This window comes from Roseovarius sp. THAF9 (assembly GCF_009363715.1).
Classification (GTDB): Bacteria; Pseudomonadota; Alphaproteobacteria; order Rhodobacterales; family Rhodobacteraceae; genus Roseovarius.
Genome location: NZ_CP045404.1, coordinates 1,170,133 through 1,194,556, shown reverse-complemented (window position 1 = coordinate 1,194,556; position 24,424 = coordinate 1,170,133). Strand labels below are relative to the sequence as shown.

The following is a 24,424-nucleotide window of genomic DNA, read 5'->3' as shown; positions in this document are numbered from 1 at the left end:
GGGAACGGTTGGGGCGCTTGGCGTCATTCGGCTTGACGCGGGGTGATCGAGACGCCGTCTCGGATGCTGTCGTTGGGGTGCAGGATCACGGTGTCGCCGGCCTCAAGCCCGGAAAGCACCTGCGCTCGGTCCGGGTTCATCTTTCCGGTTTCGATCATCCGCAGGCTAGCCGCGTCATTCACGGCCACGAACACCGCCCAGTCCGAGCCGCGTCGGAAGAGCGCGCTGAGCGGGACTTGCAGGATATCGCGACCCTCCCATTCCACCACGCGCAGGTAGACGGAAAAGCCGTGGCCAAGCGTCTGTCGGTCCTCTGCAGGGGTCACGAGATCGAACACCACGTCGACGCGCTGTTCCTCGATCCCGAGGGCGGAGACCTTGGTGTAGGCGGAGGGCTCGATCCGGGAAATCGTGGCTTCGAGCGTCTTGTCTCCGCCCCAGCGCAGAACCTCTGCCCGGTCGCCGACCTTCAGCCGGACGGCGTCGGTCGACAGGACGTCGGCCACGATTTCGAGGTCCTGCGGCTGACCGATGGTGAGCAGGCGGGTGCCGGCGGCGACGGGCCGGGCGCTGATCGTGTCGATGTCCAGCACCTGACCGTCCACGGGTGCCGTCAGGCTCATGCAGCAAGTCTCGGCGCCGGTGGTGTCGGCGGTGGCGTCGATGAGAGCGGCGCGGGCGCGGTCGAGCGCGCTTTGTGCGCGTTCGAGGTTCGACTCGGCTGCGCGCCGGGCGGCCTGACGCGCGGCAAGGGTCTGCTCGGCCGATTCCAGCCGGGTCAGTGAGGCGACACCGCGATCCACCAGCTCTCGCGTGCGGTTGTGTTCGCTGATCGCGAGTTGCAGTTCCTCCTCGGCCTGTCGCAACGTGCTTTGGGCCATGTGCAGACCGGCCTCTGCCTCGCGCGTGGCGGCCTCGGCCTGGACGCGACTGCGGGCGTCGAGCGGATCGGAGGCGGCCGGGTCGAGAATGGCGACAACGGTTTCGCCGGCGATGACCGGGTCGCCCACGCGCACCGGCGCGCGGCGCGCGTTGCCACGGATCGGCGCGGCCACTTCGTAAAGCTCGGCGATGCGGGTTTCGCCTTCGACATCCACGGTCACCTGCATCGGGCCGCGCTGCACCTCCGCCAGGTCTACAGGCACCGGGTCCGTCCGGAAGGCCAGCACGGCGAGGGCGCCAATGGCCAGGGCGCCGAGCGAAATCGCGATCACGGTACTGGGTTTCATCGCTGTCCTCATTCACGTGTTTTCATGACCTGCACGAGGTCGAGAGTGTCCAGGCGGCGGCGCACGACGAGCGCGGCCGCCAGCGCGGCGGCGAGCACCACGAGGCTGGCCTGCGCGAAACCTGCTGTCTCCAGCACCAGCGGAATTTCGTAGAGGTCGCTCGAGGAGCCCCTTGCCAGCGCACCGGCAATCCCCGCCCCGAAGAGCCAGCCCAATGGCTGCGCCAGCGTCGCGATGAGCATGGTTTCCCCGATCAGGATATAGGCGACCTCGCCCCGGCTGAAGCCGAGAATGCGCAGGCTGGCAAGTTCGCGGGCCCGTTCCGAAAGCTGGATGCGGGCCGAGTTGTAGCTGACGCCTGCGGTGATAAGCACGGCGACGGTCATGTAGATCGTGGTCATGATCATCAGGTTTTCGCGGATCGTCTCCTCGAAGCCGCGTTTCGCCTTGTCAAGCAGGACCAGTGCGGAGAGTTCCGGCGTTGCCTTGAGGACCTTGTGCAGGTCCGGCAGTGCGGCCGTATCCAGCTGCAGGTTGGCGGCGGTGATACGAGGCGCTTGCCGCAAAAGCGTGTTTAGCGCGCCCAGATCCATGTAGGCATTGAGGCCGATATATTGCGTGACGATCCCGGCGATGCGGATCTGGTGGGTCTCGTTGCGTCCGCCGAGGAATTCCGCCTCGAGCACGTCTCCGGGCGCGGCCTCCAACTGCCGGGCCAAACGCTCTGACAGCAGGAGGCCCTGGCTCGGAGGTTCGATCACACCGCCATCCTTGGCGATGATGCGGGCAAGATCGGTTCCCGGGCGGCGCGATTCGATTGCGGTCTCCTTTTCGAGATGCCCGTGGCGCAGGACGACCGACTGGTAGTGCTGCCCCTCCGCGCGCAGCACGCCTGGAAGTCGCGCGACGGCGGTCAGCGCGGTTTCGGGCACGTCCGGGTCGAACAGTAGCATGGCGTTCTGACGGTTGGCGCGGTCGAACGTGGTGTCCATCAACGCGTCGAGCGCGGCGGAAAAGAAACCGGAAGCCACCAGCACGGCCACGGCGCAGGACATGCCCAAGAGCGTGATGCCAGAGCGCAGAGGCCAGCGCAGCAGGCTGCGAGCGATCATCATCGTGGGTTGCGACAAGCGCAGTCCGGCCAGCGCCCGGTCCGTCAGCCCCTGCTTGAAGCGCGGCGGGGCGGGCGGCGCCATGGCGACGGCCGGCGGCAGGCGCGCCGCGCGCAGGGCGCTGCGGGCGGCGCCGAGCGCCGCGCTGGCAATCGCGAGCAGGCCCGACAGCGCATAAGCGTCCAGACTGACGTGGTAGATCAGGAAGGGGAAGTCGAAGAACCCGGCATAGAGCCGCGCGAGGCCGCGCGCCAGCCACGTGCCCGCGCCCCAGCCGATCAGCGTGCCGCCAAGGGCGATGAGCCCCGCCAGCATGAGGTAATGCAGGCAGATGCGCAAGTTCGAGTAGCCAATGGCTTTGAGAAGACCGATCTCGCTGCGTTCCAGCGCGATGATCCGACTGATGACGGCACCAACGAGAAAGGCCGAAATGGCGTAGAAGATCGGGGGCAGGATCATCGCGGCGACGCGCTGTTGCTGAAGCTCGCTGTCGATGAAGCTGTTGGAGAGGTGCCGGTCCCGTCCGTAGGCGCCCAGGCCGCCGTAGGGCTCCAGCAGGTCGTCCAGCCGGTCGATCACAGGGGCCTCCGGCGTGCCGGGACCAAGCTTGAGAGTGACGTCGTTGAAGGCGCCGTCCATGTCGAATGCCGCCGCGACGGTGCGCTCGGGCATCCAGAGGATCGCGAAAGTCTCGTTGTCGGGCATCAGGGCGCCCGGGCCGATGGTGTAGATGAATTCGGGTGACAGCAGTGTGCCGGTGACGGTGATTTCTCGTTTCTGGCCGTTCAGATTGGCATGAAACCTGTCGCCGGGTTTCAGCCCGTTGGCTGCCGCGAAAGGCGCGTTGACGGCGGCCTCGTCCGTCCTTTCGGGGCGGGGCAAACGGCCCGTGCGCAGGATCGGCATGTTGAGCTGCGCCTGAGTGCCGTCGGGGGGCAACGACAAAAGATAGGCCGACACGGTTTCCTGCCGTCCCGGCACGTCGAGTATGACATGATTGGACACGCGTGCCTCGGCGGAACGAACGCCGTCTATGGCCCGGATGTCCTGCATCAGGGCCCGGGGCGCACGCACCGCATGCGCGAAGATATCGGCAAAGCGGTTGCGCTCGTAATAGGCCCGGCGGGTCTCGTCCAGTGCGCCGTAGGTGCCGAAGGTTGCCAGGAGGATGGCAACGCCACAGGCCAGGACCAGCGCAATCGCCAGCGCCTGTTCCCAGAGCCGGACGAAATCGCGCAAAAGCTTGCGGTCGAGTGCGTTCATGCCGGCCTCACCACGAGATCTCTGCCGGCGCGACTCGGGTGGCGTTTTCTTCGACGCGGTCGATGCGGCCATCAAGGAACCAGATCACCCGGTGTGCCATTTTCCGTATCCCCACGTTGTGGGTGATGACAACCGTGGAGGTGCCAAGATCCTCGTTCACCTCGCGCAGGGCCTCGAGCACCTGCACCCCGGTCTGGCTGTCCAGTGCGCCGGTGGGTTCGTCGCAGAGCAGCACCTCGGGGCGCTTCGCGATGGCGCGGGCGATCGCGACCCGCTGCTGTTCGCCGCCCGACATCTCGGCCGGGAAGTGATGCAGGCGGTGCGAGAGCCCGACGCGCTCCAGCGCCTCTTCGGCGCGCATGGGCGTGCGGGCGACGTCTGTGACAAGCTGGACATTCTCGCAGGCGGTGAGGCTGGCGACGAGGTTGTAGAACTGGAAGACGAATCCGACATGTGCGCGCCGGTAGAGCGTGAGTTGCTTTTCATTCATGCCCGTGAGCTCGGTATCGCGGAACCAGACGCGGCCATCGGTGGCGTGGTCCAGCCCGCCCAGGATGTTGAGAAGCGTTGATTTGCCACTGCCCGACGGGCCCAGTAGAACGGCGAGTTCACCGCGGTAGAGCTGCAGGTCCACAGCATCGAGCGCCCGCACCCGGAGCGTGCCGGTGTCGTAGACCTTTGTAAGGGCTTCAGTCCGAAAAACCCTTTCCATCACTGCCCTCGCCGCGCTACTGACCGAGTGCGCCCTCGGTCCCTAATTCCGAAGACGAATACGAGGGAGACGCATTGATCTTGATCAAGGCAATCGCTGAACTTTGGCCAAGCACGAAGGACTAATGTTTATAAGAAAATCCAGAGATCGGCTAAGCCCGCGTAAGGATTTTGTTTTTATTTGCAAAGGTCAGCCTGGGTAGCTGACGGCCAATACCGCAATATTTTTCACCTCTCTCTGGCGGTTTTAGAAAGCAGTCTTGGTCAGGCACATCTGATAGAGACCTCGTCATTTCACCTGAATATGCCGTAGGCGCAATAGGTCGCTTCGCCCAGCATAGCAAACATCTCACCTCTCAGGATCCTGCGCTTTAGATGAACGTCCGCAGGGGAAAGCTGCGCTGCATCGCTAAGTATACTGGAGAAGCGCCGCTTTGGGCCGTCTGTGGCCTTCGCATTCCCGTTGGCGGGCATCTTGTTCATGGCCGGGTTTACATTCTTTGGATGGGAGGTTCTCAAAACACGGGCGGTATCGAGACCATCAGCTTGGCTCACCATTCTCGGAGCGATTTTCTTTAAACTTGGTCTGAGCGGCATGTTCCCGATGATCGTGGTCAAAATTGGTGCGCTGCTATTTGGTGGCGGCCTGATCCTTCTTGGGGTGGACCTGTGGAGAGGCCTTGCTCCTTACGTGCCGGCCAAAGGTCAAACTGTCGTGCCCCTCGATTGGCACGTGATGCGTGTCTCAAACCGAACGAGATGTCTTTGAGGCACGTCAAGGATACCTGATTTCTCGTCTGGTAGCTTTCTGTCCGAGGCGACATTTCCCTGAAATGCAGTGTGACGTGTTGCCTGTCGCAGGGAGGACTGCGCTCATGACTGACGTGGAACCAGCGGCCGTGCGCGCCGAGAACCCGGATGGACCGCTGATCGCGTCGATCCGGGTTTTGACATGCGGAAGCGCCGAGCAGCATATCGAGCACCGTTATGGCAGCAAACTGCCGCGTCTTTGGTGGGTGCTGTTCGGGCGTCGCTGGGTGCCTTTGCCCCTTCAGGCGTTCCTGATCGATCATCGGGACGGCTGGGTGCTCTTCGACACCGGCATCGATCCAGCGATCCTGTCCGACCCCGGCTACATTCGCCAGGCGGTCGGACGCATCCTGTTGCCTTGGATATTTCGATTTCACCTGACCGACGCCGATCGGATCGACCATGTATTGGCAGCACAGGGTGTCGATGCCGAAGATATTCGTTTGGCGATCATTTCGCACCTGCATTTCGACCACGTCGGAGGGATCGCCCAGATCCCGCAAGCCGATCTGATGGTCAGCGCGCGAGAGTGGTCGATCCTGTCGGAACCCCATCCGGAACGGGAGTGGATCCTGCGAGAGCACATCGAAATCCCATCCGCGAAATGGCAGCAGATCGCGTTCGCACCCTCCGAGGACCCGCTCTTTGAGGGTTTCGATGGCGTTTACGACGTGGTGGGCGACGGGTCGATGATCCTTCTGCCGACGCCCGGGCACACGAAAGGCTCTCTTTCCATGTTGATCCGTCGGGAGGGATGGGACCCGGTGCTGCTGGTCGGGGATCTGACATACGACGCCGCGCTTATCGAAAAGGACGTGGTTCCGGGCGTGGGCGACCGGAAGACGTTGCTGGCGTCATACGCAAAAGTGCGCGCGCTCAAGGAGCGTCTTCCGGGGCTGACCATCGTGGCCTCGCATGATGCCGCAGCCGCCAAGGAAGTCGCGCGGGCGACGGGAACCGCGTGGGACGTGGAAATGGAACGAACATGACCGAAGACCATCCAGCCATCGCCGTGCTGCGGCAATTCGATCCGAGCGACATGGCAGCCTCGGCGCCACTCTTCGCGGAGGACGCCGTCTGGCACTACTTCAATCCCAATCTGCCGGAATTGCAGGGCGACCATGTCGGACGCGAAGCCATCGGCGCCTTCTTCGCGGCCCTTGCCGAGAAATCCCGCGGGACGTTCCGGATCGAGCCGGTCTCTGCCACTCCGGTCGGCCCGGAACTGGTCGTCGTCCAGTCGCGCAACACGCTTACCCTGGGAGGCCGCAGTGTGACGGTCGATGTCGTGGTGGTTTGGCGCATCGTGGCGGATCGAGTTTTAGAGGTCTGGGACATCGTTCCCGGTCAACCAACGGAGGTTCGTGATGCAACAGACTGTGAGTGATCCCTGGGATGCTATCGTCATCGGCTCCGGCATGGGCGGGATGGCCGCGGCCGCCGCTTTGTCGAAAGTCGGGCACAAAGTGCTGTTGCTTGAGCAGCACCAAACAATCGGTGGGCAGACGCACAGCTTCTCCCGCGACGGGTTCACGTGGGACGTCGGCCTGCATTACCTGAGTTGCATGTCCCCGGACGATCGCGAGCGCATGCTTGTCGATTGGCTTTGCGATACGCCCATGGAGTTCTCGTCGCTGGGCGCGATCTATGACGTCCTTCACATGGGATCGTCCGAGCCGCTGACGCTCTCGCGTCCCTACGAAGCGCAGGAACGGGACCTCAAGGATCGCTTCCCGAACGAAACCAAGGCCATCGAGGATTGGATCGAGGCACTTCGAGAGGGCCGCAAGACGGTCATGAAAGCCACGTCGACCCGCGCGATGCCCGAGATTGCGGGCGACGTGCTGCACTGGTGGCACAGGCGCGCGAACGCGAAATGGATCTCCCGGACGACCCAGGAGGTCATCGACGATCTCACAGATGATCCTGAGCTTGCCGCTGTGATGTCGGCGCAATGGGGTGACTATGGCGGACGTCCCAGCAAGGCGAGTTTCGCGATGCATGCGCTGATCGCCGCCTCCTACCTCGTAAGCGGGTCCTGGTATCCGATGGGCGGCAGCGCCGCCTTTGCCAGTCACATTATCCCGACCATTGCCAAACATGGCGGCGAAACACGCGCCGGCGTCCGCGTCACAGAGTTGCTGTTCGAAGGCGGCGCTGTCGTCGGTGTCCGGGCCGAGGACGGCTCAGAGATCCGGGCGAAATTGGTGCTGTCCGATATCGGTGCTCGGGAAACAATAGATGCGCTTTTGCCCAAGGATTGCGGCCATGAGGACTGGAAGGCCGAAATCCGCGCGCTGCCCTCAAGCATCGCGCATTTTACCCTGTTCCTTGGCTTCGAAGGCGATATCGAGGCCGCCGGCGCGACCAAAGCGAACCACTGGATCTTTCCAACCGGTGAAACTGATGTCGTCTGGACTGACGCGCCAGACGGCGATCCACCCCACATGACCGTGTCATTCGGATCGCTAAAAGACCCGACCCACGACCCTGGCCCAAGGCGGCAACACACGGGTCAGTTGCTGGTCTGGGCCGACTGGGCCAACGTTGATCAATGGGCAGATACGCTGATGGGAGCGCGTGGCGACGATTACGCTGTTTTCAAGCGCTGCGCAGAGAAAACCCTGATGACGATGTTCGAGCGCCATTTCCCAGAGCTCGCCAAGCTTGTCGTATACCGCGAACTCGCCACGCCACTCTCCACCGTTACATTTACGAGGCATCGCAAGGGCGCTTTTTATGGCCTCGACGTGACGCCGGAACGGGTCATGTGTGATGGGCTGCGGGCCAAGACCCCCATCCCGGGCCTCTACCTTGCGGGTCAGGACGTATTGAGCCCCGGAATCCCGGGCGCGCTTTGGGGCGGATTGCTCGCCGCCGCAACTGTCGATCCGAAAGTCTTTCGGCACTTCCGAGGGTAGGAAGAGAAGGCGCGAGAACTTCGATGATCACCTCGGCTTCGCGCGTGCAGCGAATGGCCGGTCCAGACATTCCGCGCAGCTGCATTTTGCTTTTGGTTGAACAGCAGCTCTGGGCCGTGAGTAAGGCTTGGAAAAACAGCGTACAGTGGCAGCTCCTATTGGTGCCTGTTGCCAGAAGAGAAAATCTGCCGCGCTTTCGCGCGGCAGGTCTTGCTCTCATATCCTTTTTCGGACTTCTCTCTCTGCGCATAACCGATCGAGTGCGGCGTACCGCGCAGAAACAAGCGCATCGAGCCGCGTGAGACTCTCGCTCAGGTCGTCTCCACGGACTGTCCGAACCGGAATTTCCAGGACAGTACCGACATCGCCAAATTCCGGATCGTGATAGCCGTCGAAGACCGGCCGGGTTTCGAAAGTTTCCTCTTCGATTTCCCTGCAGAGGATCTTGCGGACGGCATCGAGAACGCCTTCGACATCGTCGTCGAGAACGCGTCCGGTCTCGATTTGCGAGACGCATCGGCTTATGAATGCGCCATCTTGGGAATTGCTCGAAAGGGCCGCGATATTGAGCGCTGCAACAAAAGACCGGGCTTTTTGAAGCGCTTCGAAAATCAGGTCTTCAAGCGTGTCGTCGTGTTGGTGGTGCATGATCTGTCCTGTCTAACGTCAGCACCTACCGGACAGATTTAGGTGTTTGAGGAACGGAGGATTTCTGGTTCATCGAAGCCATAATGGAGCGAAGATGAACAAGAGATCCGGAACATCCAAGGATGCTGCTGACAAGCTTGTTAGGGGTATCAAGCGTAAGACCCGCAAGCACTACTCGGCGGAGGAGAAGATCCGCATCGTGCTTGCCGGGATGCGGGGCGAAGAAAGCATAGCGGCCCTGTGCCGTCGTGAAGGGATCGCTGAGAGCCTTTATTACAGCTGGTCGAAGGAGTTTCTTGAGGCTGGGAAGAACCGGCTGGCGGGTGACACAGCCCGTCAGGCGACAGCTCCCGAGGTCAAGGAACTGCGCTCTGAGGCAGCCGCGCTGAAAGAAGTGGTCGCGGAGCTGACACTGGAGAACAGGCTGCTCAAAAAAAGCACGTTCGGGGATGGGGAGGACGACGCATGAGATACCCAGCCTCGGAGAAGCTCGAGATCATTCGGACAGTCGAAGCCTCGCATTTGCCGGTCAGGCGGACCCTGACCATGCTCGGCATTCCCAGCAGCACCTATTACCAGTGGTATGCGCGGTGGGCCGATGGCGGCGTTGACGCTTTGCGTGACACGTCCCCGCGGCCTCGGGCGGTGTGGAACCGCATCCCGGACGAGATCCGCGACGCCTTCGTTGAGTTCGCGCTGGATCATGAGGATCTGACGCCACGGGAATTGGCGGTCAAATACACCGATGAGAAACGGTATTTTGTATCTGAGTCCTCGGCATACCGCATTCTCAAGGCCCAGGACCTGATCACGGCTCCGGCCCATGTGGTGATCCGTGCCGCCGATGAGTTCCGGGACAAGACAACTCGGCCCAACGAACTCTGGCAAACCGACTTCACCTATCTCAAGGTCATCGGTTGGGGCTGGTTCTATCTCAGCACGATCCTCGACGATTACAGCCGCTACATCATCGCGTGGAAGCTCTGCACGACAATGAAGGCCGTGGATGTGACGGACACGCTGGATCTGGCGCTGGAGGCCTCGGGCTGTGCTCATGCGACAGTCGTTCACAAGCCCCGGCTGCTCAGCGACAACGGCTCGTCCTACGTTGCGGCCGACCTGGCCGACTACCTCGATACCAAAGGTATGGATCACGTCCGCGGAGCGCCGCACCACCCACAGACCCAGGGCAAGATCGAACGCTGGCACCAGACCATGAAGAACCGGGTTCTGCTGGAGAACTACTATCTGCCGGGGGATCTTGAACGCCAGATCGGCGACTTCGTCGGATACTACAACACTCGGCGATACCACGAGAGCCTGGATAACCTGACGCCGGCTGACGTCTACCACGGTCGGGGTCGGACGATCCTGAAAATGAGAGAGGAGATCAAGAAACAGACAATCCGAAAGCGCCGGTTGCAGCACAAAGCCGCGGTCGCCTAAACTCAAACAGAAACCGAACCAGAGCCTCCGTTACCAAAACAAACGACTTGTCCGAAAAACTCTGAAGACGGACACCGATCACCAACTCCGTGACGCCCGAAAAGGTGGAAAACGCCCCTTGCCTCAGATCGATACGCGCAGGACCGTTCAAGTGCCGGATCATGTCGGTGCCGCCGGCATCCCAGATCACATGAAATCGGTTCTCGCCGCGCGCGGTGTAGACATCATCACCCGTTGCGTAAGATGCATTTGCGCCCCACCATTCTTGAAGGGCTGCAATATCGAACAGCATCAGTTCGCGGCTTTCCTGATTGCCTATCGCGTTATTGGAATAGGACATGATCGAGTACTGATCATTGTCCAACGCCTCAGGCAAAAACGGACCGCTCGGGTTGTTGCCGCCGATGTCGTAATTGCCCGGATGGCGCAGCCCCAGGCTATGCCCGATTTCGTGCAGGATAAGGTCGAATTCGCGGTCTTGCGACAAGTCGCGCGCCGAATTGAATATCACGGCGCCATCCCATTGATCGCCTCTATACTGCCAGCGCCCGCGCCCGCCATAGACCGCCGAGACATCGGTGTTCAGATCGCCGGCCTGAAAGAATGCGATATCCGCATCACCTCCGGGCGCGATCTCGACAAACTCGACATTGATGACCCGTTCGAACTCTTCCAGCGCACGCCGAACGGCGGCTTCCTCTGCAGCTGTATAGGCCGAGAATCCGCCCCCCACATTGCTCCAGGGGAAATCAGCGGTGGGACCGGTTTCAAAGCTGTATGTCAGCTGGACCGGGCCGGCCGAAGGTGTAAACGGCCACGTTGAATACGAGAAGTCATTGGCTCGTAACACCGTCTCGAGGTAAGCGTCGAACTCAGCGTCGGTAAAGCCATCGGTCAGATCGGCAGAGGGCTGCACGTTATTTGCCGCCGGTGCGGCCTGCCCTGCATCATCAAGGCCAAGGCCGTCATAATCACAGCTGCTTGCATAGGGTCGGAACTCGGCGCAAATCTGGCACATGAAAAATCCCCGAAATTCATATTTCATACGCGAGAAGCGTCTCCGCTTGCATACGCGAGAAGCGCCTATGTACCGTCTTAAGAGGCCCATGCTCTTCGCGCAATTGTATAGAAGGCTCTGGCAAAACGTGTTTCGGACGTGCCACACAACGCGGCTGTACGCGCGGTCCACGAGCCTGGTTACGGAAACCGCGTGCAGGCTACGTCAAGGGGCGGCGCGTGTTTGCGTCGACGCCGAAATGCGACCGTAGTTTCAAGCTGTCGTTCGTGCGATACACGGTTTTTGATGGACCTGCCCAAACAAGACCGCAGAGACCGACAGAGCCAGCCTACTCCCCCGTATCGTCAAGCTTTGCGGGCTCCAGACCCAAATAATGCGCCGCCAGCGCCGCAATCTCTTCATCCGTCAGATCCTTCGAGGCCTTGAACATCAACTCCGCCGCCCGGCCCCTGCCGCGGTTGCCTTCACGCCACAGCGTCAGGTGTTGGGCAACATAGGGCGCGTGCTGTCCGGCTCGCGACGGAAAGGCCGGATTGATCGGCGCGCTCTGCGGCCCGTAACAGGCCCGACACGCCGGCACGCTTTGCGCGCCGCCCTCGGCAAAAGCCAAAACCCGGACTTCCGCGGCCAGCTCCGACCGCTCCGGCGCCGTGCCCTCGGGCGCGGCGCCACCAAAATTCCGGGTCAGCCGCTCGACCGATGCATTGGGAAGCTGGCTCATCACCTCTTACATGATCCCGCTTTCGCGCGTGCCCAGAACTGGTGGCCAGTGACCTACACGCGCACCCCCTCGCCATTGTCGCGCTGCCAGGGCATCTCGCTCAGCGCATAGGCCAGCAGGATCGACCGCAGGATTACCGGCACAACCACGCCGCCCCCAATGGTCAGCGCTTCGGCCGCATGCGCATTCAGCGGGCGCGGCACAATCTTCGTCACAAAATAGATCAGCAAGTTCAGCGCCACCCACAACACCCGGGCCCCACCAAGCATCAACTAGAAAAGCGTCACCAGCACCTCGGCGTCGCGCCCCGCCGGATCCAGAACCGATTGCGGAGCGTACCAGTCGCCCAGCGCAAAAAACGGCAATAGGACCGCCGGCCACCTCACAGCAGGAACCGGGCCAGAAGCCCCGCGCCCACCGCGTAGGGCAGCATCGCCAACAGGAAAACCAAGCCGTCGCGGGTCAGCATCGCCATCACAAGAAGGCAAACGCCCGTGGCCGCAATCGACCCCGAGAACGGGATAAACTCAAGAAACGGCATGGCCATCCCGCTCAGCAGACAGATCCCCTGCGGCACCCACATCAACGGGCGGTGAAATAGAAAAGAAAGGCGTTGACCGGTATGGCGCTCGATCCACTCCATCACCGGCGTGATCCGTGCCATCGCGTGGTCAAGCTTGTCGCCATCGATGGTCTTTCGCTTCAGCCGGCCCGGCAGATAGAACTCCTTCATCCCCAGGATCAATTCGACCGAGAACAGCGCTATCAGAATACCGCAAACCATCGACACACCCGGTATCCCCGACAGTGGCGTCGCCGCGATCAGCGCTGGCACGAAAATCAGGGGCAGAACCCCGGCCTGCCCGGCGGCCTCCAGGATCGAACCCAGGGAAACCTCCGGCTTGTCGGCCACCGACCGGATCCTTTCGATCACGTCCATCAGAGGATGGGCACTCGATACTTCGGTGGTGCGGGTCACGGTGCGCAGTCTTCCGAGCACTCACCACCACCGGCCAATGTAAAGGATCCGTCCCAAAATTCGAGGCGCGGAGCCGGGCCAGGAAATCTTGCAGATTGTCTGTGATGCATCTTTGGCTTTCTTGTATCGCGGATATAACGCCGATGCCCAAATTCAGTTCCCGCAAAAACTGCCCCGCCCGCTGTTTCCCGTCAGGACGGTGGCATTGGCCCAGGTACTGCCCCCGGAGCTTAGGATGAGTGATGTTCCAGTATGCCTAGCGCCAGACGAAACGGCAATCGTAAAGCACGCCGAACACCCCGCGCTTGCAGACCCGCACGCGCTTGGCCTTGCGTTTGGGCTTCGGCTTGGGCTGAGTTTGCAGGAACGCTTGGTACTCGGTCTCGCTTTGCTCGCGAAGGGCGGTCAGTTGAAAATCGTCGAGATATCCGCTGACCGGGAAGCCCTGCTCCGCCTGCCACGACGTAATCGCCGTGCGGGTATTCGGTCCAAAGACGCCGTCTGCGCCGCCGGGATCGTGCTCAACCAGGCGCAGGCGGTTCTGGATCTCGCGGCGCTCGCTGCGCGACAGGTCCAGCGCCGCCTCGATCTCTTCGGTCGCAAGCGCCGTCGGATCCACCCGCGCCGTGCCCAGAACCTCCGGCTCCGTCACCAGCGGGGCGGACTCGACGATGTTGACCGTGCCCACCGTTTCAGGCGTGAACGTCGCCTCATAGGTCGTTTCGGTTCCGCTGACAGTATAGGGCGCGCAGTCTTCCAGTGCCACGACGGCATCCAGAAACAGCCGCCGGTGAATCGCTGATTGCGCCTCGTCGCCCACGTGCCGGGGGATACCCCGCAAGAGGCCCGCACTGTCCAGAACGAAGCTGATCGTAACCGCGTCATCGCCGTCGGAGCCTGTCGCACCGTTGTAACAGGCGGCGATCTGGTCCCGCAGAGGGCGCGCCGTGCCGGGCTGGTCCAGTGGCAGCGGATCATTGCGCGTCGTCGCCGGTTCGGGCAGCACGTCCGCCTCGGGCACCTGCGCCGTTGTTGCACGGTCTTCGTCATCCGCCGCGCCGTTGGCGGCAGGATCGGCCCGGTCCGCATCCGCCCCGGTCACGTCGATGCCGGCGCCGCCCTGCGCCGGTGCAGAGTCCTCGAGAGGCGTCGCGGTGACCGGCGGCTCCGGCAGTGGCTCGGGAAGCGGCTCTGCCCCTTGCGTCTGACCCATTGCTCCACCCGCCCCGAGCGTCAGCGCCGCGCAAATCCGGACACCCGCTCGAAACCGAAGATTGAACAAACCGCGTGCGCCTGTCACAACATCGCCCTCCATGATCCTATGCGCAGAATAAGGCGTGCAAGGGCCCGAACGTCAAGGTTGAGCCCGTGAAACGGCCCCGTCGACGGCGGCGCAATGCCAACCGCTGCCGCGCCGGCGGGCCAATTGGGCGCGCACCGGATTGGCCAGATTGCGCATCAGACGTTGCAGCACGCGCATCGCTGAACTATCTATGCAACCGATGCGGCGCCCGCGCACACCAAGGATGCCGGACCGCAAAATTCATCCGTCGGGGGGCCCGCAAAGGGCTGAGAGGTGCGCGCACCGACCCGTCGAACCTGATCCGGGCAATACCGGCGTAGGGAACGGGTAGAATGTGCAAGCAAGGCACAGGCTCATTCTTACGTTGGCACGCCCCCAGACATGGAGACGCGCCAGTGACACAGCGATTGACCACGCCCGCAGCAGGCCCGCCGGCATGACATCCGTGACCGTCATCGGCGCCGGTGTCGCCGGTCTGTGCGTGGCCCGCACCCTGCTGGATCGTGGCGTGGCAGTGACTCTGATCGACCGCCACGCAACGCCCGGGCCGCATGCCTGTTCGTGGTGGGCCGGGGGAATGCTCGCCCCCTTTTGTGAAGGCGAGAGCGCCGAGGAACCCGTGCTGCGCCTCGGGGCTGAGGCCGCCGATTGGTGGAAGGCCCATACCGACTGCGTCATCCGGCGCGGTTCGCTAGTGGTTTCACCGGGCCGCGACAAGGCCGATCTCGCGCGCTTTGCCCGGCTGACAACGGGCCACCGCGCCGTCACCGGCCCCGAGATTCCCGAACTGGAACCAGACCTCGGCACGCGTTTTGATCGCGGTCTTTTTTTCGAGAGCGAGGCGCATCTCGCCCCTCGCGCCGCGCTGGCGACACTCCACAACAGCCTCATTGCCGACGGTGCCACCTTCCGACAGGAAGAGGCCGACCCGGACGCCCTTGCCGCCAAGGGATTGACGGTTGACTGCCGCGGCTTTGCCGCGCGCGACGCCCTGACCGATCTGCGCGGCGTGAAAGGTGAGATGCTGATCCTCTCCTGCCCCGATGTGACCCTGTCACGTCCAATCCGCGTGCTGCACCCTCGCGTGCCGATCTACGTCGTGCCGCGCGGCGACGGGATGTTCATGCTCGGCGCCACGATGGTCGAGGGCCGCGCCGGACGCAACGTCACCGCCCGCGCCATGCTGGAACTGCTCAGCACGGCTTATGCGCTGAACCCGGCCTTCGGCGAGGCCGAAGTGGTCGAGATCGGCGTCGACAGCCGCCCCGCCTTTCCCGACAACCTGCCGCGCATCCGCCGCGACGGCACACTGATCCGCGCCAACGGGCTTTACCGCCACGGCTTTTTGCTGGCTCCCGCGCTGGCCCGTATGGTCGCGGACCTGATCCTTCACGACAAGACACCGGAGGTTTCCGATGAAATTGCAGCTTAACGGCACGCCCGTGACTGCCGAGGTCGCCACCCTGGCTGACCTTCTTGCGGCCCATGGCTACGGCGACGCCAAGGTGGCGACGGCGGTCAACGGCACCTTCGTGCCCGCGCCTTTGCGCGCCGACCACACGCTTGCCGAAGGCGACAGCATCGAAGTGCTGGCGCCCATGCAGGGCGGCTGAGCCATGCGCGACTTCTACGGCACCACGCTTGCCAACGGCTTCATGCTGGGCACCGCCCAATACCCCTCGCCCGCCATCCTGGCCGAGGCGTTCCGGCGCAGCGGCGCCAGCGTCGCCACCGTCTCGCTACGCCGCGAAAGTGGGCAGGACCGCGCGGGCCAGGATTTCTGGAACCTGATCCGCGATCTGGGCGTGCACATCCTGCCCAACACCGCCGGCTGCCACAGCGTGAAAGAGGCAGTGACCACCGCGCACATGGCGCGCGAGGTGTTCGACACGCCCTGGATCAAGCTGGAGGTCATCGGCGAGGAAGATACCCTGCAACCAGATGTCTTCGGCTTGGTCGAGGCCGCGCGCATCCTGACCGAGGACGGCTTCCAGGTCTTTCCCTACACCACCGAAGATCTCGTCGTGGCCGACCGCCTGCTCAACGCCGGCTGCGAAGTGCTTATGCCCTGGGGCGCGCCGATCGGCTCGGGGCTGGGCCTGAACAACATCTTCGGCCTGCGCGCGCTGCGGGCGCATTTCCCAGACGTGCCACTGGTGATCGACGCAGGTCTGCGTCTGCCCTCACAGGCGACGGCGGCGATGGAGCTGGGCTATGACGCAATCCTTCTCAACACCGCCGTGGCCAAGGCGGGCGACCCGGCGGCGATGGCCGAAGCCTTCGCGCTTGCCCTCAAGGCCGGGAAACTCGCCCAATCCGCCGACCCGATGGAGCCGCGCGACATGGCCGCCCCGTCGACTCCGATCATCGGCAAGGCGTTCCTCGAATGACGCTCGACCCCTTCTATCCCATATTCGACAGCGCCGACTGGATCGAACGCCTCGTGCCTCTTGGCATCAAGCTGGTGCAACTGCGCGTGAAGGACGCGGCACCGGACACCCTGCGCGACCACATCCTGCGGTCCAAGGCAGTCTGCGACGCGCATGGCTGCACGCTCATCGTCAACGACCATTGGAGCGAGGCCATCGACACTGGCTGCACCTACATTCATCTTGGACAGGAAGACCTTGATACCGCTGACATATCTTCCATCCGTGATGCTGGCCTGCGCCTTGGTATCAGCACCCATGACAAGGCCGAACTCGACCGCGCGCTGGCACTGAAACCCGACTATATCGCCCTCGGCCCGATCTATCCGACCATTCTGAAAAAGATGAAGTGGCACGAACAGGGCCTCGACCGCCTGACGCAATGGCGCGGCCTGATTGGCGACCTTCCACTCATCGCCATAGGCGGCATGTCCGTCGACCGCGCTCCCGGTGCTTTTGCAGCAGGCGCCGACGTTGTGGCGGCGGTTACCGATATCACCCTCAACGACAGCCCCGAAACGCGGGTGCGCGAATGGCTGGCGGCGACAAGATGAACCGCTACACCCGCCAGATCTGCCTGCCCGGGATGGGTGAGGCCGGACAGGCCGCCCTGGATGCGGCGCATGTGCTGGTGGTCGGCGCAGGCGGGCTGGGCGCACCTGTCCTGCAATACCTGGCCGGTGCTGGCGTAGGGCACCTGACGCTGGTTGATGGCGACACGGTTTCCCTTACCAACCTGCACCGCCAGACGCTCTTTCGCGAGGCCGATATCGACCGTCCCAAGGTCGAGGCGGCCGCCGACACCCTGCGCCGCCTCAACACCAACTGTACCATCGACACCGTCTTGGCCCCGCTCGATCCGGTCAACGTGTCCGACCTCGTGGCGCAGGCGACGCTTGTGCTCGATTGCGCCGACAGCTTCGCGGTCAGCTATATCCTGTCCGACACCTGCCGCGCCGCAGGCGTGCCGCTCATCAGCGCCTCGGTTTTGGGCGTATCAGGCTACGCGGGCGGCTTCTGCGGCACCGCGCCCTCCCTGCGCGCCGTCTTCCCCGACTTGCCCGATCGCGCCGCGACCTGCGCCACGGCGGGCGTCATGGGGCCGGTCGTCGGCATGATCGGGGCGGCACAGGCGCAGATGGCGCTGGCCTGCCTGACCGGGCAGACACCCTCGCCGCTGGGCCAGGTGCTGACCTTCGACATGCAAGGCTATCGCAGTTGCGGCTTTCGCTTCGACGCCGCGCCCGAGCCTGCCGCCGACCTGCGCTTCATCGCCGCCAGCCAGATCACCGCCCGCGATTTCGTGGTCGAATTGCGTCCCCCCGAAGAAGCGCCAAACCCCGTCTCGCCCCACGCGCAGCGCATTCCTCTCGATGATTTCACAAGCGGCGCCGGCCTTGTGCCGCCCGACGGCGGGCGCGCGGTCTTCGCATGCCGCTCGGGCCTGCGCGCGTGGCAGGCCGCCACACATCTGCGCCAACGCTGGCCCGGCGAAATCGCCCTTGTCGCGGCCGGCAACACGCCAGGCACATAGGCTTTCAGGATGGCTTCGGTTCATCGGACTGGTGCGACAATCCCTCGCACCACCTGAAGGCGAATAATTTTCTGAAAATACGCTTTTACCTTCTCTGCGCCACATTTCCGCCCGATTTGGCCGTGAACAATCAGGGCGCGAGCAGACAAATAAAGAAGAAAGAGAAACAATGCGCATTCTAGCGATAGATGACGAGCCGATCTTCTGCGATCTTCTCAAAACACGGCTTGAACAGCTTGGATATCAGAACATCGAAACCGCTTTCACCGGCCCCGAGGCACTGGATATCGCGGCGACCCGGACCAACCCGGTCGAATGTTTCATCGTCGACATTCGCATGATGCCGATGGACGGGATCGAACTGGTTCGGCGCCTGCGCGCCATCCCGCATCACCAAGCGACGCCCATCGTGATGCTGTCGGCCCTGACCGACAAGACATCGATCGACGCGGCCTTCATGGCCGGGGCGAATGATTACATTACCAAGCCGCTTGAAATGGTCGAGCTGAAGATCCGCCTTGAGATGGCCCGCAACATTCTGGCGGAACGCGCCCAGGCCCGCCTGCTGCACGAACACGTTCTGAAACAGGAGGCGATCCTGTTCCCCTCGGCAGAGTTCGACGGCGAAATCATCCTCGATGACGTGCCCGGTGCGGTCAGCCTGATGTCTATGGAAAATTTCCTTCTCAAACAGGGCAACATCCGTCTGCGCCAGTCATGCGCAATCGGCTTCACCCTGCCCCAGGCCGAGCACTATTTTCGGATGATGGACCCGACCTACTACGCCGTGCTGATCGGCGACATGGCACAGGCCGTGTCGCGGTCGCTCTCCGCCGTTCCGCACATGCTGACCTGTCCCGGCAAGGGCGATATCGTGGCGCTGCTGATCGACCGGCCGCAGGTCGACGCGGCGCTGATCCAGGAAAACCTGGCGCACGAACTCGAAGCCCTGCGCCTGCGCTTCTCGGCCATCGACATGACGCTGCCGCAGGTCTTAATCGGCGCGCCGGTCCGCAACGGCCTGTTCCGCGCGCAATGCCCCACCACCCTGATCGCGCGGGCTCGCCGCTCCGCGCACGCGCCCAACGGGACCGTGGAAACACACGAATTGCGGGCAAGCGCATGACCACCCCCGCCCGCCCCACGCGACCCGACACCGCCGCGACCCGCTCCAGCGTCGCAGACGCTCTGGCCGGAATGCGCCGCGATTTCTGCGCCGGCCTCGATGCGCGCATCTGCCGTATCGAGACCGCCCGCCTGGCCCTTGGCTCCGACACGCAAGCCGCGCTTGAAAGCCTGAAATTCGAAGCCCACCGCATCTGCGGCGTTGCCGGGAGCCTTGGCCTAGATGATGTCTCAGCCCTAGCCCGCGTTCTGGAAGAGCACGTGACACAAATCGAAACGCGGCCGCTGTCGCCGGATGTCCGGACCGCACTGAACGAAAAGGTCAACCAGTTCCTCGACCTGCTCGAACATCACTTGACAGAAATCTGACCGACCGCGCGGCGAGCAGCGCCGCCGGATCTACAACCGCCACTCGCTGCACTTAACAGGCTGCTGAAAAAGTCGGCCCTCGACGCGGTTATGAGAACATGATTCACTTCCGGCATGGCAGCGGCAGCAGGAGGTGGCGATGCGTGGGACGGACGAGGCAAGCGGGTCGCTGTTCAGCTATGTTGATCTTGAGCAGCGGGTTCCGGATCGTCATCCGCTGCGGTTGATCCGTCGGGTCGTCAATGACGCGCTGGCCAGCCTGGATGCCGAGTTCGCCGCGCTCTACACCGATTTTGGCCGCCCCTCCATCGCGCCGGAGCGACTGATCCGTGCGAGCCTTCTTCAGCTCCTGTTCTCGATCCGCTCGGAACGGCAGCTGATGGAACAGATGAACTATAACCTGCTGTTTCGGTGGTTCGTCGGCCTTGGCATCGACGATCCGGTCTGGGTTCCTACGGTGTTTACCAAGAACCGCGATCGGCTGCTGACGACCGACATGTCGCGCAAGCTGATGGCGGCGATCCTGGCGCACCCGGAGGTCCGTCCGCTCCTCTCGGATGAACACTTCTCGGTAGACGGCACTTTGGTCAAGGCGTGGGCGTCCATGAAGAGCTTTCAGCCCAGGAACAGCGCGCCGCCACCGCATGACGATGATCCTGGCGGACCGCCACCACCGGCCGACGCGACCTTCGCAAACACCGAACCGCAGCCCCAGCAGACAGAAACGCAGCCGATGCCCGACACGCCCCGCCATATCCGCAACGCCGCAGTGAACTTCCGGGGCCAGAAGCGCTCGAACGCAACCCACATCTCTGTGACGGACCCCGATGCCCGTCTCTACAAGAAGGCACCGGGTGCCGCGGCGACATTGTGCTTCATGGGACATACGCTGATGGAGAACCGCAACGGGCTGATCGTGCAGGCCGATTTGACCCATGCCGATGGTTACGGCGAGCGCAAGGCGGCCCTCGAGATGATCAACCGACACTCCCCTGGCTCGACCCGGCGCCTGACGCTTGGAGCAGACAAGGGATATGACAGCGCCAACTTTGTTGCCGCACTCAGGCGCATGGTTGTGACGCCACATGTCGCGCAGAAGGCCCGGAGTTCCGCAATCGACGGGCGAACCACCCAGCATCCCGGTTATGCCTTGTCACAGCGGCGCCGGAAGAAGATCGAGGAACCCTTTGGCTGGGCCAAGACCGTGGGCGGCATGGCCCAGACTGTTCATCGCGGCCTCGACAGGGTCCGCGCCCAATTCACAATGACCATGGCAGCCTGCAATCTGGCCAGACTACCGAAACTCCTTGCCCCCTGACGAAGGGGGCAAACCCGACCCGGCGTCCGCAGTCGCAAAGAGCCACCTTCAAACCGTGGGGGAAGAATAACGTCCTTCAAGGCTGACTTCTTCAGCAGCCTGTTAAGGGACTCCGACGTGCCAAGCCATTTCGCGAGACTGAAAAAAGTCGTCAAACTCCGAGAGTTTCCCGTTGCCGTCGGGATCACTATCGTCGTGGTGCTGATCTTGACTGCAGTCATCGCCAGCCAGACCAACACCCGCCTTCTGGACCTTGCACGCCAGACAGCCAGGGAAGACGCCGCACAGAACGCGGATGCCATAGCCGGCGCTTTGCAACGCGAGTTGACGAACGTAGATGTTATCGCACGAGCAATTCGCTATTCGATTGAACAAAACCCCAACCTCACGCAGCAGGAATACCAGAATCTGGTTGAACCCCTGATCGGAACGACGCCTGCGATCCTCGTGGTCGGTCGGTCCCGCGGTTTCGTCATCGAGCAGATTTACCCAATCTCCGGAAATGAAAAGGCGATAGGTCTGGACTATCGGCTGGTGCCCACGCAATTCATGGCCGTTCGCGAGGCACTGAACTCGGGCAAGGCATCACTTGAAGGTCCGGTCGATCTGGTTCAGGGGGGCAAGGCCTTTATCCAACGAACTCCATACTATCCGAACAACAGGCAGGATATGTCGCGCATCGCGTCCGGCCTGATCTCGGTCGTTGTAGACCGCGAGCGTCTGATGGCCCAGATCTATCAAGACCTTGGCATCGAGGCCCATGAAATCGCGATCCGCAGCCTGACGCCTGACTCGATGCCCGCCAAGATGAAATACGGCCCGGAAAGCATTTTTGACAACAATCCTATCCTTCGCCGGGTTCCGACAGATAGCAGCACCTGGCAAATCGGTCTTGTACCGTCCTCGGGCTGGCCCGCACATGTTCGGGCAGAAGGTTATGTCTGGGTCCTCAGCTTTCTGAGCAGCGCCCTTCTGTGCGGCATGATCCTGGCGCTCTGGTCGATGTACCGCTCCAAACGCATCGCCGAAGGTCAGCTGCGCTCGGCGATCAACTCGATCGACGACGGCTTTGCGCTGTATGACGAACTTGATCGCCTCGTTTTCGCCAACGAGAAATACCTGTCCTACTACGATCTTTCGCGCAGCGCGATCTACCCAGGCAACACGTTTGAAAACATACTGCGAGAGGGCCTGAAAAACGGTCAGTACAAGGATGCGATCGGTCGCGAGGACGAGTGGCTGCAAGAGCGGCTGGACAAGCATTTCAACCCGACCGAACCGATTGAGCAAAAGCTAGGCGATGGCCGCTGGCTCAAGGTCGCCGAAACCCGTTCACCGGACGGCAACACCGTGGGCTTCCGCGTCGACATCACCGAGTTGAAGCAGGCCCGCGAACGGGCCGAGGCCGCGAACCGGGCCAAGAACAACTTTCTCAATATCATCAGCCACGAGCTGCGCACTCCGCTCACCTCGGTCATCGGATATGCTCGTTTCCTTGAAAACCTCGAGGTCTTGCCCGGTTTCAAGGCGCTGGATCACGCAGTGCGCAGCGGCGCGGACAAGTCCGAATGCGCTGAGGCACTCGCCGCATTGCGCAATGACGTGTCCGGAATGTCCGGCCGCATCACCACCGCCAGCGATCACCTTCTCGGGCTGATCAATGACGTACTGGATCGCGCCAAGCTCGAGGCAGAGACCGTCGAGCTCAATCTTGAGCGAATTGATCTCAAAGACACCGTCAAAACCGTCACCTCAGGCCTTGGAATCAAGGCCACCGAAAAGGGCATCTCGCTGACTTCGGATGTCGCCCCCCTTGCGGTCGCAGCCGATGCCAAGCGTCTGCGCCAGGTGCTTATCAACGTCGTCGGCAACGCCATCAAGTTCACAGAAACCGGCGGCGTTCACCTGTCATCGGACAGCGACGACACCCAAGTGCGGATCACCGTGCGCGACACCGGCTGTGGCATACCCGCAGACCAGCTGGACCAGATCTTCGATCAGTTCGTGCAAGTCGACACCTCCGTTACGCGGCGCAATTCGGGCACCGGACTGGGCCTTGCGATCAGCCGCGAACTCATCGAGTTGCACGGTGGCGAGATTTCGGTCGAAAGCGAAGAGGGCCGCGGCAGTACCTTTACGATCACCCTTCCAATCCGCGCGCGAACTCCTACGGAACTGGCCGCTTGACGCGCGCGGACTTGCCGATCTTGCCTAAACTTTTCCTTTTTCCAGCCCAATGAACACCACCCCCGAGAACTAGGATTTTTTTGGCCGGCACCATGACACGGCACGAAAGGGCAACCATGCAACAAATTGCAAACCGTCAAGGACACGACGACAGCGCCACGCACCCGATTGATGCCGCTATCACCGACCTTTCCTTTCTCGAAACGATCCTCGAAAGCTTGCAGGACGGCGTCTACGTTTACGCCAGCGACACGCTTCGCATCCGTTACATGAACGCTGCCGCCCGCGCCCGCCATGGCTGGACCCCCGAGCTGGCCCGCACCAAGCGTATCAGCGACACCGCCGCCACCTTCGACAGCAAGTCGTTTTTCCGTGCCGCGGCCCCCCTGCTCAGCGGTGAGCAAAGCGCGATCACCCTCGAACTCACGCATCTCACCCTCCCGGTCGAAGTTTCGACACGACTTGTGCGAACACACGACGAGGGCGACTTCTTCGTCTCCGTTCTACGCGATATCTCTGCCCGCAAAAGCGCGGATTCCGACAAGGTCCAAACGGTGTCGACCGTCAGCCACGAATTGCGCACACCGCTTACGTCGATCCACGGGGCTCTGCGCCTGCTCAAGGCCGGCGCGGTATCCAAGCTGGACCCCAAGACACAAAGCGTGGTCGACATCGCCTCCCGCAATACCGACCGCCTGCTGTCTATCGTCAATGACATTCTCGACCTGGAAAAGATCAACAGCAACAAGATGGACTTCTCCATCGCCGAAATGGACGTCGTGGAATGTGTGCAAGACACCATCGAACTGATTTCCGGCGCGGCTCTTGAAAACGAAGTCCGTCTCGAGGTCGAGACAAAGCTGCGCAGCGCCATGGTGCTGGGCAACGCCGAACGCATCGCCCAGATCATCACCAATTTCGGCTCCAACGCGATCAAGTATTCGCCTCGGGGCGGGGTCGTTCGCGTCGGGATTTCCGAGGCCGAGGACGGGATTGCCATCTCCGTCACCGACCAGGGCCCGGGTATCTCCGAAGAACAGAACCGCATGTTGTTCAAGCCCTTTTCCCAGGCCTGCGCCGGTGATGGCAGCAAGCGTCCGGGAACCGGCCTCGGCCTTGCAATCGTGGCCGCCATCGCAAAGCGCCTCGACTATCCGATCACCTTCCAATCCGAGGTCGGCCAGGGCAGCACCTTCCAGTTTCGGATCCCCCCGCATCTTGTACTTTTGAGTGATCTGAACCAAGATGTGGAGTGGGTGGCGAGCTAGGTATGGCCAACATCCTCACATTTCCCAATCGTC

24 protein-coding genes and 1 riboswitch are annotated in these 24,424 nt (G+C 62.4%); of the genes, 15 read left to right on the top strand and 9 right to left on the bottom strand.

The features are described 5' to 3' along the window. Window positions 1-23 precede the first annotated feature (23 nt). The 3 genes from FIU86_RS05875 to FIU86_RS05865 are packed head-to-tail and all read right to left on the bottom strand — an operon-like array spanning window position 24 to window position 4,316. Window positions 24-1,229: an efflux RND transporter periplasmic adaptor subunit gene (locus FIU86_RS05875; RefSeq protein ID WP_254703952.1), complete on the bottom strand. Its 1,206-nt coding sequence runs from the start codon at window positions 1,227-1,229 to the stop codon at window positions 24-26. Between the two features lie 8 nt (window positions 1,230-1,237). Beyond that, complete coding sequence (locus tag FIU86_RS05870) at window positions 1,238-3,604, bottom strand: ABC transporter permease (RefSeq protein WP_152474211.1); 2,367 nt, start codon at window positions 3,602-3,604, stop codon at window positions 1,238-1,240. A gap of 7 nt (window positions 3,605-3,611) precedes the next feature. Further along, entirely contained in the window at window positions 3,612-4,316 is a 705-nt protein-coding gene (locus tag FIU86_RS05865) for an ABC transporter ATP-binding protein (RefSeq protein ID WP_152474210.1), read from the bottom strand. Between the two features lie 480 nt (window positions 4,317-4,796). Here FIU86_RS05865 and FIU86_RS05860 point away from each other — a divergent pair, with 480 nt between their 5' ends. The 4 genes from FIU86_RS05860 to FIU86_RS05845 all read left to right on the top strand — a co-directional run bounded on the left by FIU86_RS05860 (window position 4,797) and on the right by FIU86_RS05845 (window position 8,046). Further along, window positions 4,797-5,084, top strand: coding sequence for a hypothetical protein (locus FIU86_RS05860; RefSeq protein ID WP_152474209.1), 288 nt, complete (start codon window positions 4,797-4,799; stop codon window positions 5,082-5,084). A gap of 106 nt (window positions 5,085-5,190) precedes the next feature. Further along, window positions 5,191-6,114, top strand: a complete 924-nt coding sequence (locus FIU86_RS05855) for an N-acyl homoserine lactonase family protein (RefSeq protein ID WP_172977445.1) — start codon at window positions 5,191-5,193, stop codon at window positions 6,112-6,114. Beyond that, complete coding sequence (locus FIU86_RS05850) at window positions 6,111-6,512, top strand: nuclear transport factor 2 family protein (protein ID WP_152474207.1); 402 nt, start codon at window positions 6,111-6,113, stop codon at window positions 6,510-6,512. The genes FIU86_RS05855 and FIU86_RS05850 overlap by 4 nt, the downstream gene beginning before the upstream one ends. Further along, on the top strand, window positions 6,493-8,046 hold the full coding sequence (locus tag FIU86_RS05845; protein ID WP_152474206.1) for an NAD(P)/FAD-dependent oxidoreductase: 1,554 nt from the start codon (window positions 6,493-6,495) through the stop codon (window positions 8,044-8,046). Before FIU86_RS05850 ends, FIU86_RS05845 begins: the two co-directional genes overlap by 20 nt. A gap of 216 nt (window positions 8,047-8,262) precedes the next feature. Here the strand turns inward: FIU86_RS05845 and FIU86_RS05840 are convergent, their stop codons facing one another. After that, window positions 8,263-8,694, bottom strand: a complete 432-nt coding sequence (locus FIU86_RS05840) for a hypothetical protein (RefSeq protein WP_152474205.1) — start codon at window positions 8,692-8,694, stop codon at window positions 8,263-8,265. A gap of 94 nt (window positions 8,695-8,788) precedes the next feature. Here FIU86_RS05840 and FIU86_RS05835 point away from each other — a divergent pair. Then, window positions 8,789-10,140, top strand: a protein-coding gene (locus tag FIU86_RS05835; protein WP_152473331.1) for an IS3 family transposase whose coding sequence is annotated in 2 segments (ribosomal slippage) — window positions 8,789-9,125 and window positions 9,125-10,140 — 1,353 coding nt in all. Because the reading frame shifts where the segments join, the coding sequence is not laid out codon by codon here. Here FIU86_RS05835 and FIU86_RS05830 read toward each other — a convergent pair. The 5 genes from FIU86_RS05830 to FIU86_RS05810 all read right to left on the bottom strand — a co-directional run bounded on the left by FIU86_RS05830 (window position 10,085) and on the right by FIU86_RS05810 (window position 14,071). Then, window positions 10,085-11,185, bottom strand: coding sequence for a matrixin family metalloprotease (locus tag FIU86_RS05830; RefSeq protein WP_172977444.1), 1,101 nt, complete (start codon window positions 11,183-11,185; stop codon window positions 10,085-10,087). The genes FIU86_RS05835 and FIU86_RS05830 overlap by 56 nt on opposite strands. Window positions 11,186-11,486: 301 nt before the next feature. Beyond that, entirely contained in the window at window positions 11,487-11,879 is a 393-nt protein-coding gene (locus FIU86_RS05825; RefSeq protein WP_152474203.1) for a hypothetical protein, read from the bottom strand. A 53-nt stretch (window positions 11,880-11,932) separates the two neighbouring features. After that, a complete protein-coding gene (locus FIU86_RS05820) occupies window positions 11,933-12,121 on the bottom strand; it encodes a hypothetical protein (RefSeq protein WP_172977443.1) in 189 nt (62 codons plus the stop codon). Window positions 12,122-12,261: 140 nt separating this feature from the next. Beyond that, complete coding sequence (locus tag FIU86_RS05815; protein WP_152474201.1) at window positions 12,262-12,879, bottom strand: exopolysaccharide biosynthesis protein; 618 nt, start codon at window positions 12,877-12,879, stop codon at window positions 12,262-12,264. 235 nt (window positions 12,880-13,114) lie between these two features. Next, window positions 13,115-14,071, bottom strand: a complete 957-nt coding sequence (locus FIU86_RS05810) for a peptidoglycan-binding protein (RefSeq protein ID WP_152474200.1) — start codon at window positions 14,069-14,071, stop codon at window positions 13,115-13,117. 328 nt (window positions 14,072-14,399) lie between these two features. Continuing rightward, window positions 14,400-14,501, top strand: a riboswitch (TPP riboswitch). Between the two features lie 96 nt (window positions 14,502-14,597). Between FIU86_RS05810 and FIU86_RS05805 the strand changes: the two genes are divergently transcribed. From FIU86_RS05805 to FIU86_RS05760, 10 genes are all read left to right on the top strand, one after another. Beyond that, on the top strand, window positions 14,598-15,593 hold the full coding sequence (locus tag FIU86_RS05805; protein ID WP_152474199.1) for an FAD-dependent oxidoreductase: 996 nt from the start codon (window positions 14,598-14,600) through the stop codon (window positions 15,591-15,593). Further along, window positions 15,577-15,774, top strand: coding sequence for a sulfur carrier protein ThiS (gene thiS / locus FIU86_RS05800; RefSeq protein WP_152474198.1), 198 nt, complete (start codon window positions 15,577-15,579; stop codon window positions 15,772-15,774). The genes FIU86_RS05805 and thiS overlap by 17 nt, the downstream gene beginning before the upstream one ends. A gap of 3 nt (window positions 15,775-15,777) precedes the next feature. Further along, window positions 15,778-16,551, top strand: coding sequence for a thiazole synthase (locus tag FIU86_RS05795; protein WP_152474197.1), 774 nt, complete (start codon window positions 15,778-15,780; stop codon window positions 16,549-16,551). Then, complete coding sequence (locus tag FIU86_RS05790) at window positions 16,548-17,144, top strand: thiamine phosphate synthase (protein WP_152474196.1); 597 nt, start codon at window positions 16,548-16,550, stop codon at window positions 17,142-17,144. The genes FIU86_RS05795 and FIU86_RS05790 overlap by 4 nt, the downstream gene beginning before the upstream one ends. Continuing rightward, a complete protein-coding gene (locus FIU86_RS05785; RefSeq protein WP_152474195.1) occupies window positions 17,123-18,124 on the top strand; it encodes a HesA/MoeB/ThiF family protein in 1,002 nt (333 codons plus the stop codon). Before FIU86_RS05790 ends, FIU86_RS05785 begins: the two co-directional genes overlap by 22 nt. A 169-nt stretch (window positions 18,125-18,293) precedes the next feature. Continuing rightward, complete coding sequence (locus FIU86_RS05780; RefSeq protein WP_152474194.1) at window positions 18,294-19,250, top strand: PleD family two-component system response regulator; 957 nt, start codon at window positions 18,294-18,296, stop codon at window positions 19,248-19,250. Next, on the top strand, window positions 19,247-19,618 hold the full coding sequence (locus FIU86_RS05775) for an Hpt domain-containing protein (protein ID WP_172977442.1): 372 nt from the start codon (window positions 19,247-19,249) through the stop codon (window positions 19,616-19,618). The genes FIU86_RS05780 and FIU86_RS05775 overlap by 4 nt, the downstream gene beginning before the upstream one ends. Window positions 19,619-19,757: 139 nt before the next feature. Beyond that, the gene (locus FIU86_RS05770) at window positions 19,758-20,936 is read left to right on the top strand and encodes an IS5-like element ISRssp10 family transposase (protein WP_008281741.1); all 1,179 of its coding nucleotides are present in this window, start codon (window positions 19,758-19,760) and stop codon (window positions 20,934-20,936) included. Between the two features lie 117 nt (window positions 20,937-21,053). Continuing rightward, complete coding sequence (locus FIU86_RS05765; protein WP_152474192.1) at window positions 21,054-23,123, top strand: ATP-binding protein; 2,070 nt, start codon at window positions 21,054-21,056, stop codon at window positions 23,121-23,123. Window positions 23,124-23,239: 116 nt separating this feature from the next. Continuing rightward, window positions 23,240-24,391, top strand: a complete 1,152-nt coding sequence (locus tag FIU86_RS05760) for a cell wall metabolism sensor histidine kinase WalK (RefSeq protein WP_172977441.1) — start codon at window positions 23,240-23,242, stop codon at window positions 24,389-24,391. Window positions 24,392-24,424: the final 33 nt, after the last annotated feature.

Coding starts and splice junctions, on each gene's coding strand:
- FIU86_RS05860 (WP_152474209.1), top strand. CDS start 4,797: ATGGCCGGGTTTACATTCTTTGGATGGGAGGTTCTCAAAACACGGGCG.
- FIU86_RS05760 (WP_172977441.1), top strand. CDS start 23,240: ATGCAACAAATTGCAAACCGTCAAGGACACGACGACAGCGCCACGCAC.
- FIU86_RS05830 (WP_172977444.1), bottom strand. CDS start 11,185: ATGAAATATGAATTTCGGGGATTTTTCATGTGCCAGATTTGCGCCGAG.
- FIU86_RS05785 (WP_152474195.1), top strand. CDS start 17,123: ATGGCTGGCGGCGACAAGATGAACCGCTACACCCGCCAGATCTGCCTG.
- FIU86_RS05795 (WP_152474197.1), top strand. CDS start 15,778: ATGCGCGACTTCTACGGCACCACGCTTGCCAACGGCTTCATGCTGGGC.
- FIU86_RS05870 (WP_152474211.1), bottom strand. CDS start 3,604: ATGAACGCACTCGACCGCAAGCTTTTGCGCGATTTCGTCCGGCTCTGG.
- FIU86_RS05770 (WP_008281741.1), top strand. CDS start 19,758: ATGCGTGGGACGGACGAGGCAAGCGGGTCGCTGTTCAGCTATGTTGAT.
- FIU86_RS05865 (WP_152474210.1), bottom strand. CDS start 4,316: ATGGAAAGGGTTTTTCGGACTGAAGCCCTTACAAAGGTCTACGACACC.
- thiS (WP_152474198.1), top strand. CDS start 15,577: ATGAAATTGCAGCTTAACGGCACGCCCGTGACTGCCGAGGTCGCCACC.
- FIU86_RS05875 (WP_254703952.1), bottom strand. CDS start 1,229: ATGAAACCCAGTACCGTGATCGCGATTTCGCTCGGCGCCCTGGCCATT.
- FIU86_RS05850 (WP_152474207.1), top strand. CDS start 6,111: ATGACCGAAGACCATCCAGCCATCGCCGTGCTGCGGCAATTCGATCCG.
- FIU86_RS05805 (WP_152474199.1), top strand. CDS start 14,598: ATGACATCCGTGACCGTCATCGGCGCCGGTGTCGCCGGTCTGTGCGTG.
- FIU86_RS05840 (WP_152474205.1), bottom strand. CDS start 8,694: ATGCACCACCAACACGACGACACGCTTGAAGACCTGATTTTCGAAGCG.
- FIU86_RS05810 (WP_152474200.1), bottom strand. CDS start 14,071: ATGGGTCAGACGCAAGGGGCAGAGCCGCTTCCCGAGCCACTGCCGGAG.
- FIU86_RS05845 (WP_152474206.1), top strand. CDS start 6,493: ATGCAACAGACTGTGAGTGATCCCTGGGATGCTATCGTCATCGGCTCC.
- FIU86_RS05790 (WP_152474196.1), top strand. CDS start 16,548: ATGACGCTCGACCCCTTCTATCCCATATTCGACAGCGCCGACTGGATC.
- FIU86_RS05780 (WP_152474194.1), top strand. CDS start 18,294: ATGCGCATTCTAGCGATAGATGACGAGCCGATCTTCTGCGATCTTCTC.
- FIU86_RS05775 (WP_172977442.1), top strand. CDS start 19,247: ATGACCACCCCCGCCCGCCCCACGCGACCCGACACCGCCGCGACCCGC.
- FIU86_RS05825 (WP_152474203.1), bottom strand. CDS start 11,879: ATGAGCCAGCTTCCCAATGCATCGGTCGAGCGGCTGACCCGGAATTTT.
- FIU86_RS05855 (WP_172977445.1), top strand. CDS start 5,191: ATGACTGACGTGGAACCAGCGGCCGTGCGCGCCGAGAACCCGGATGGA.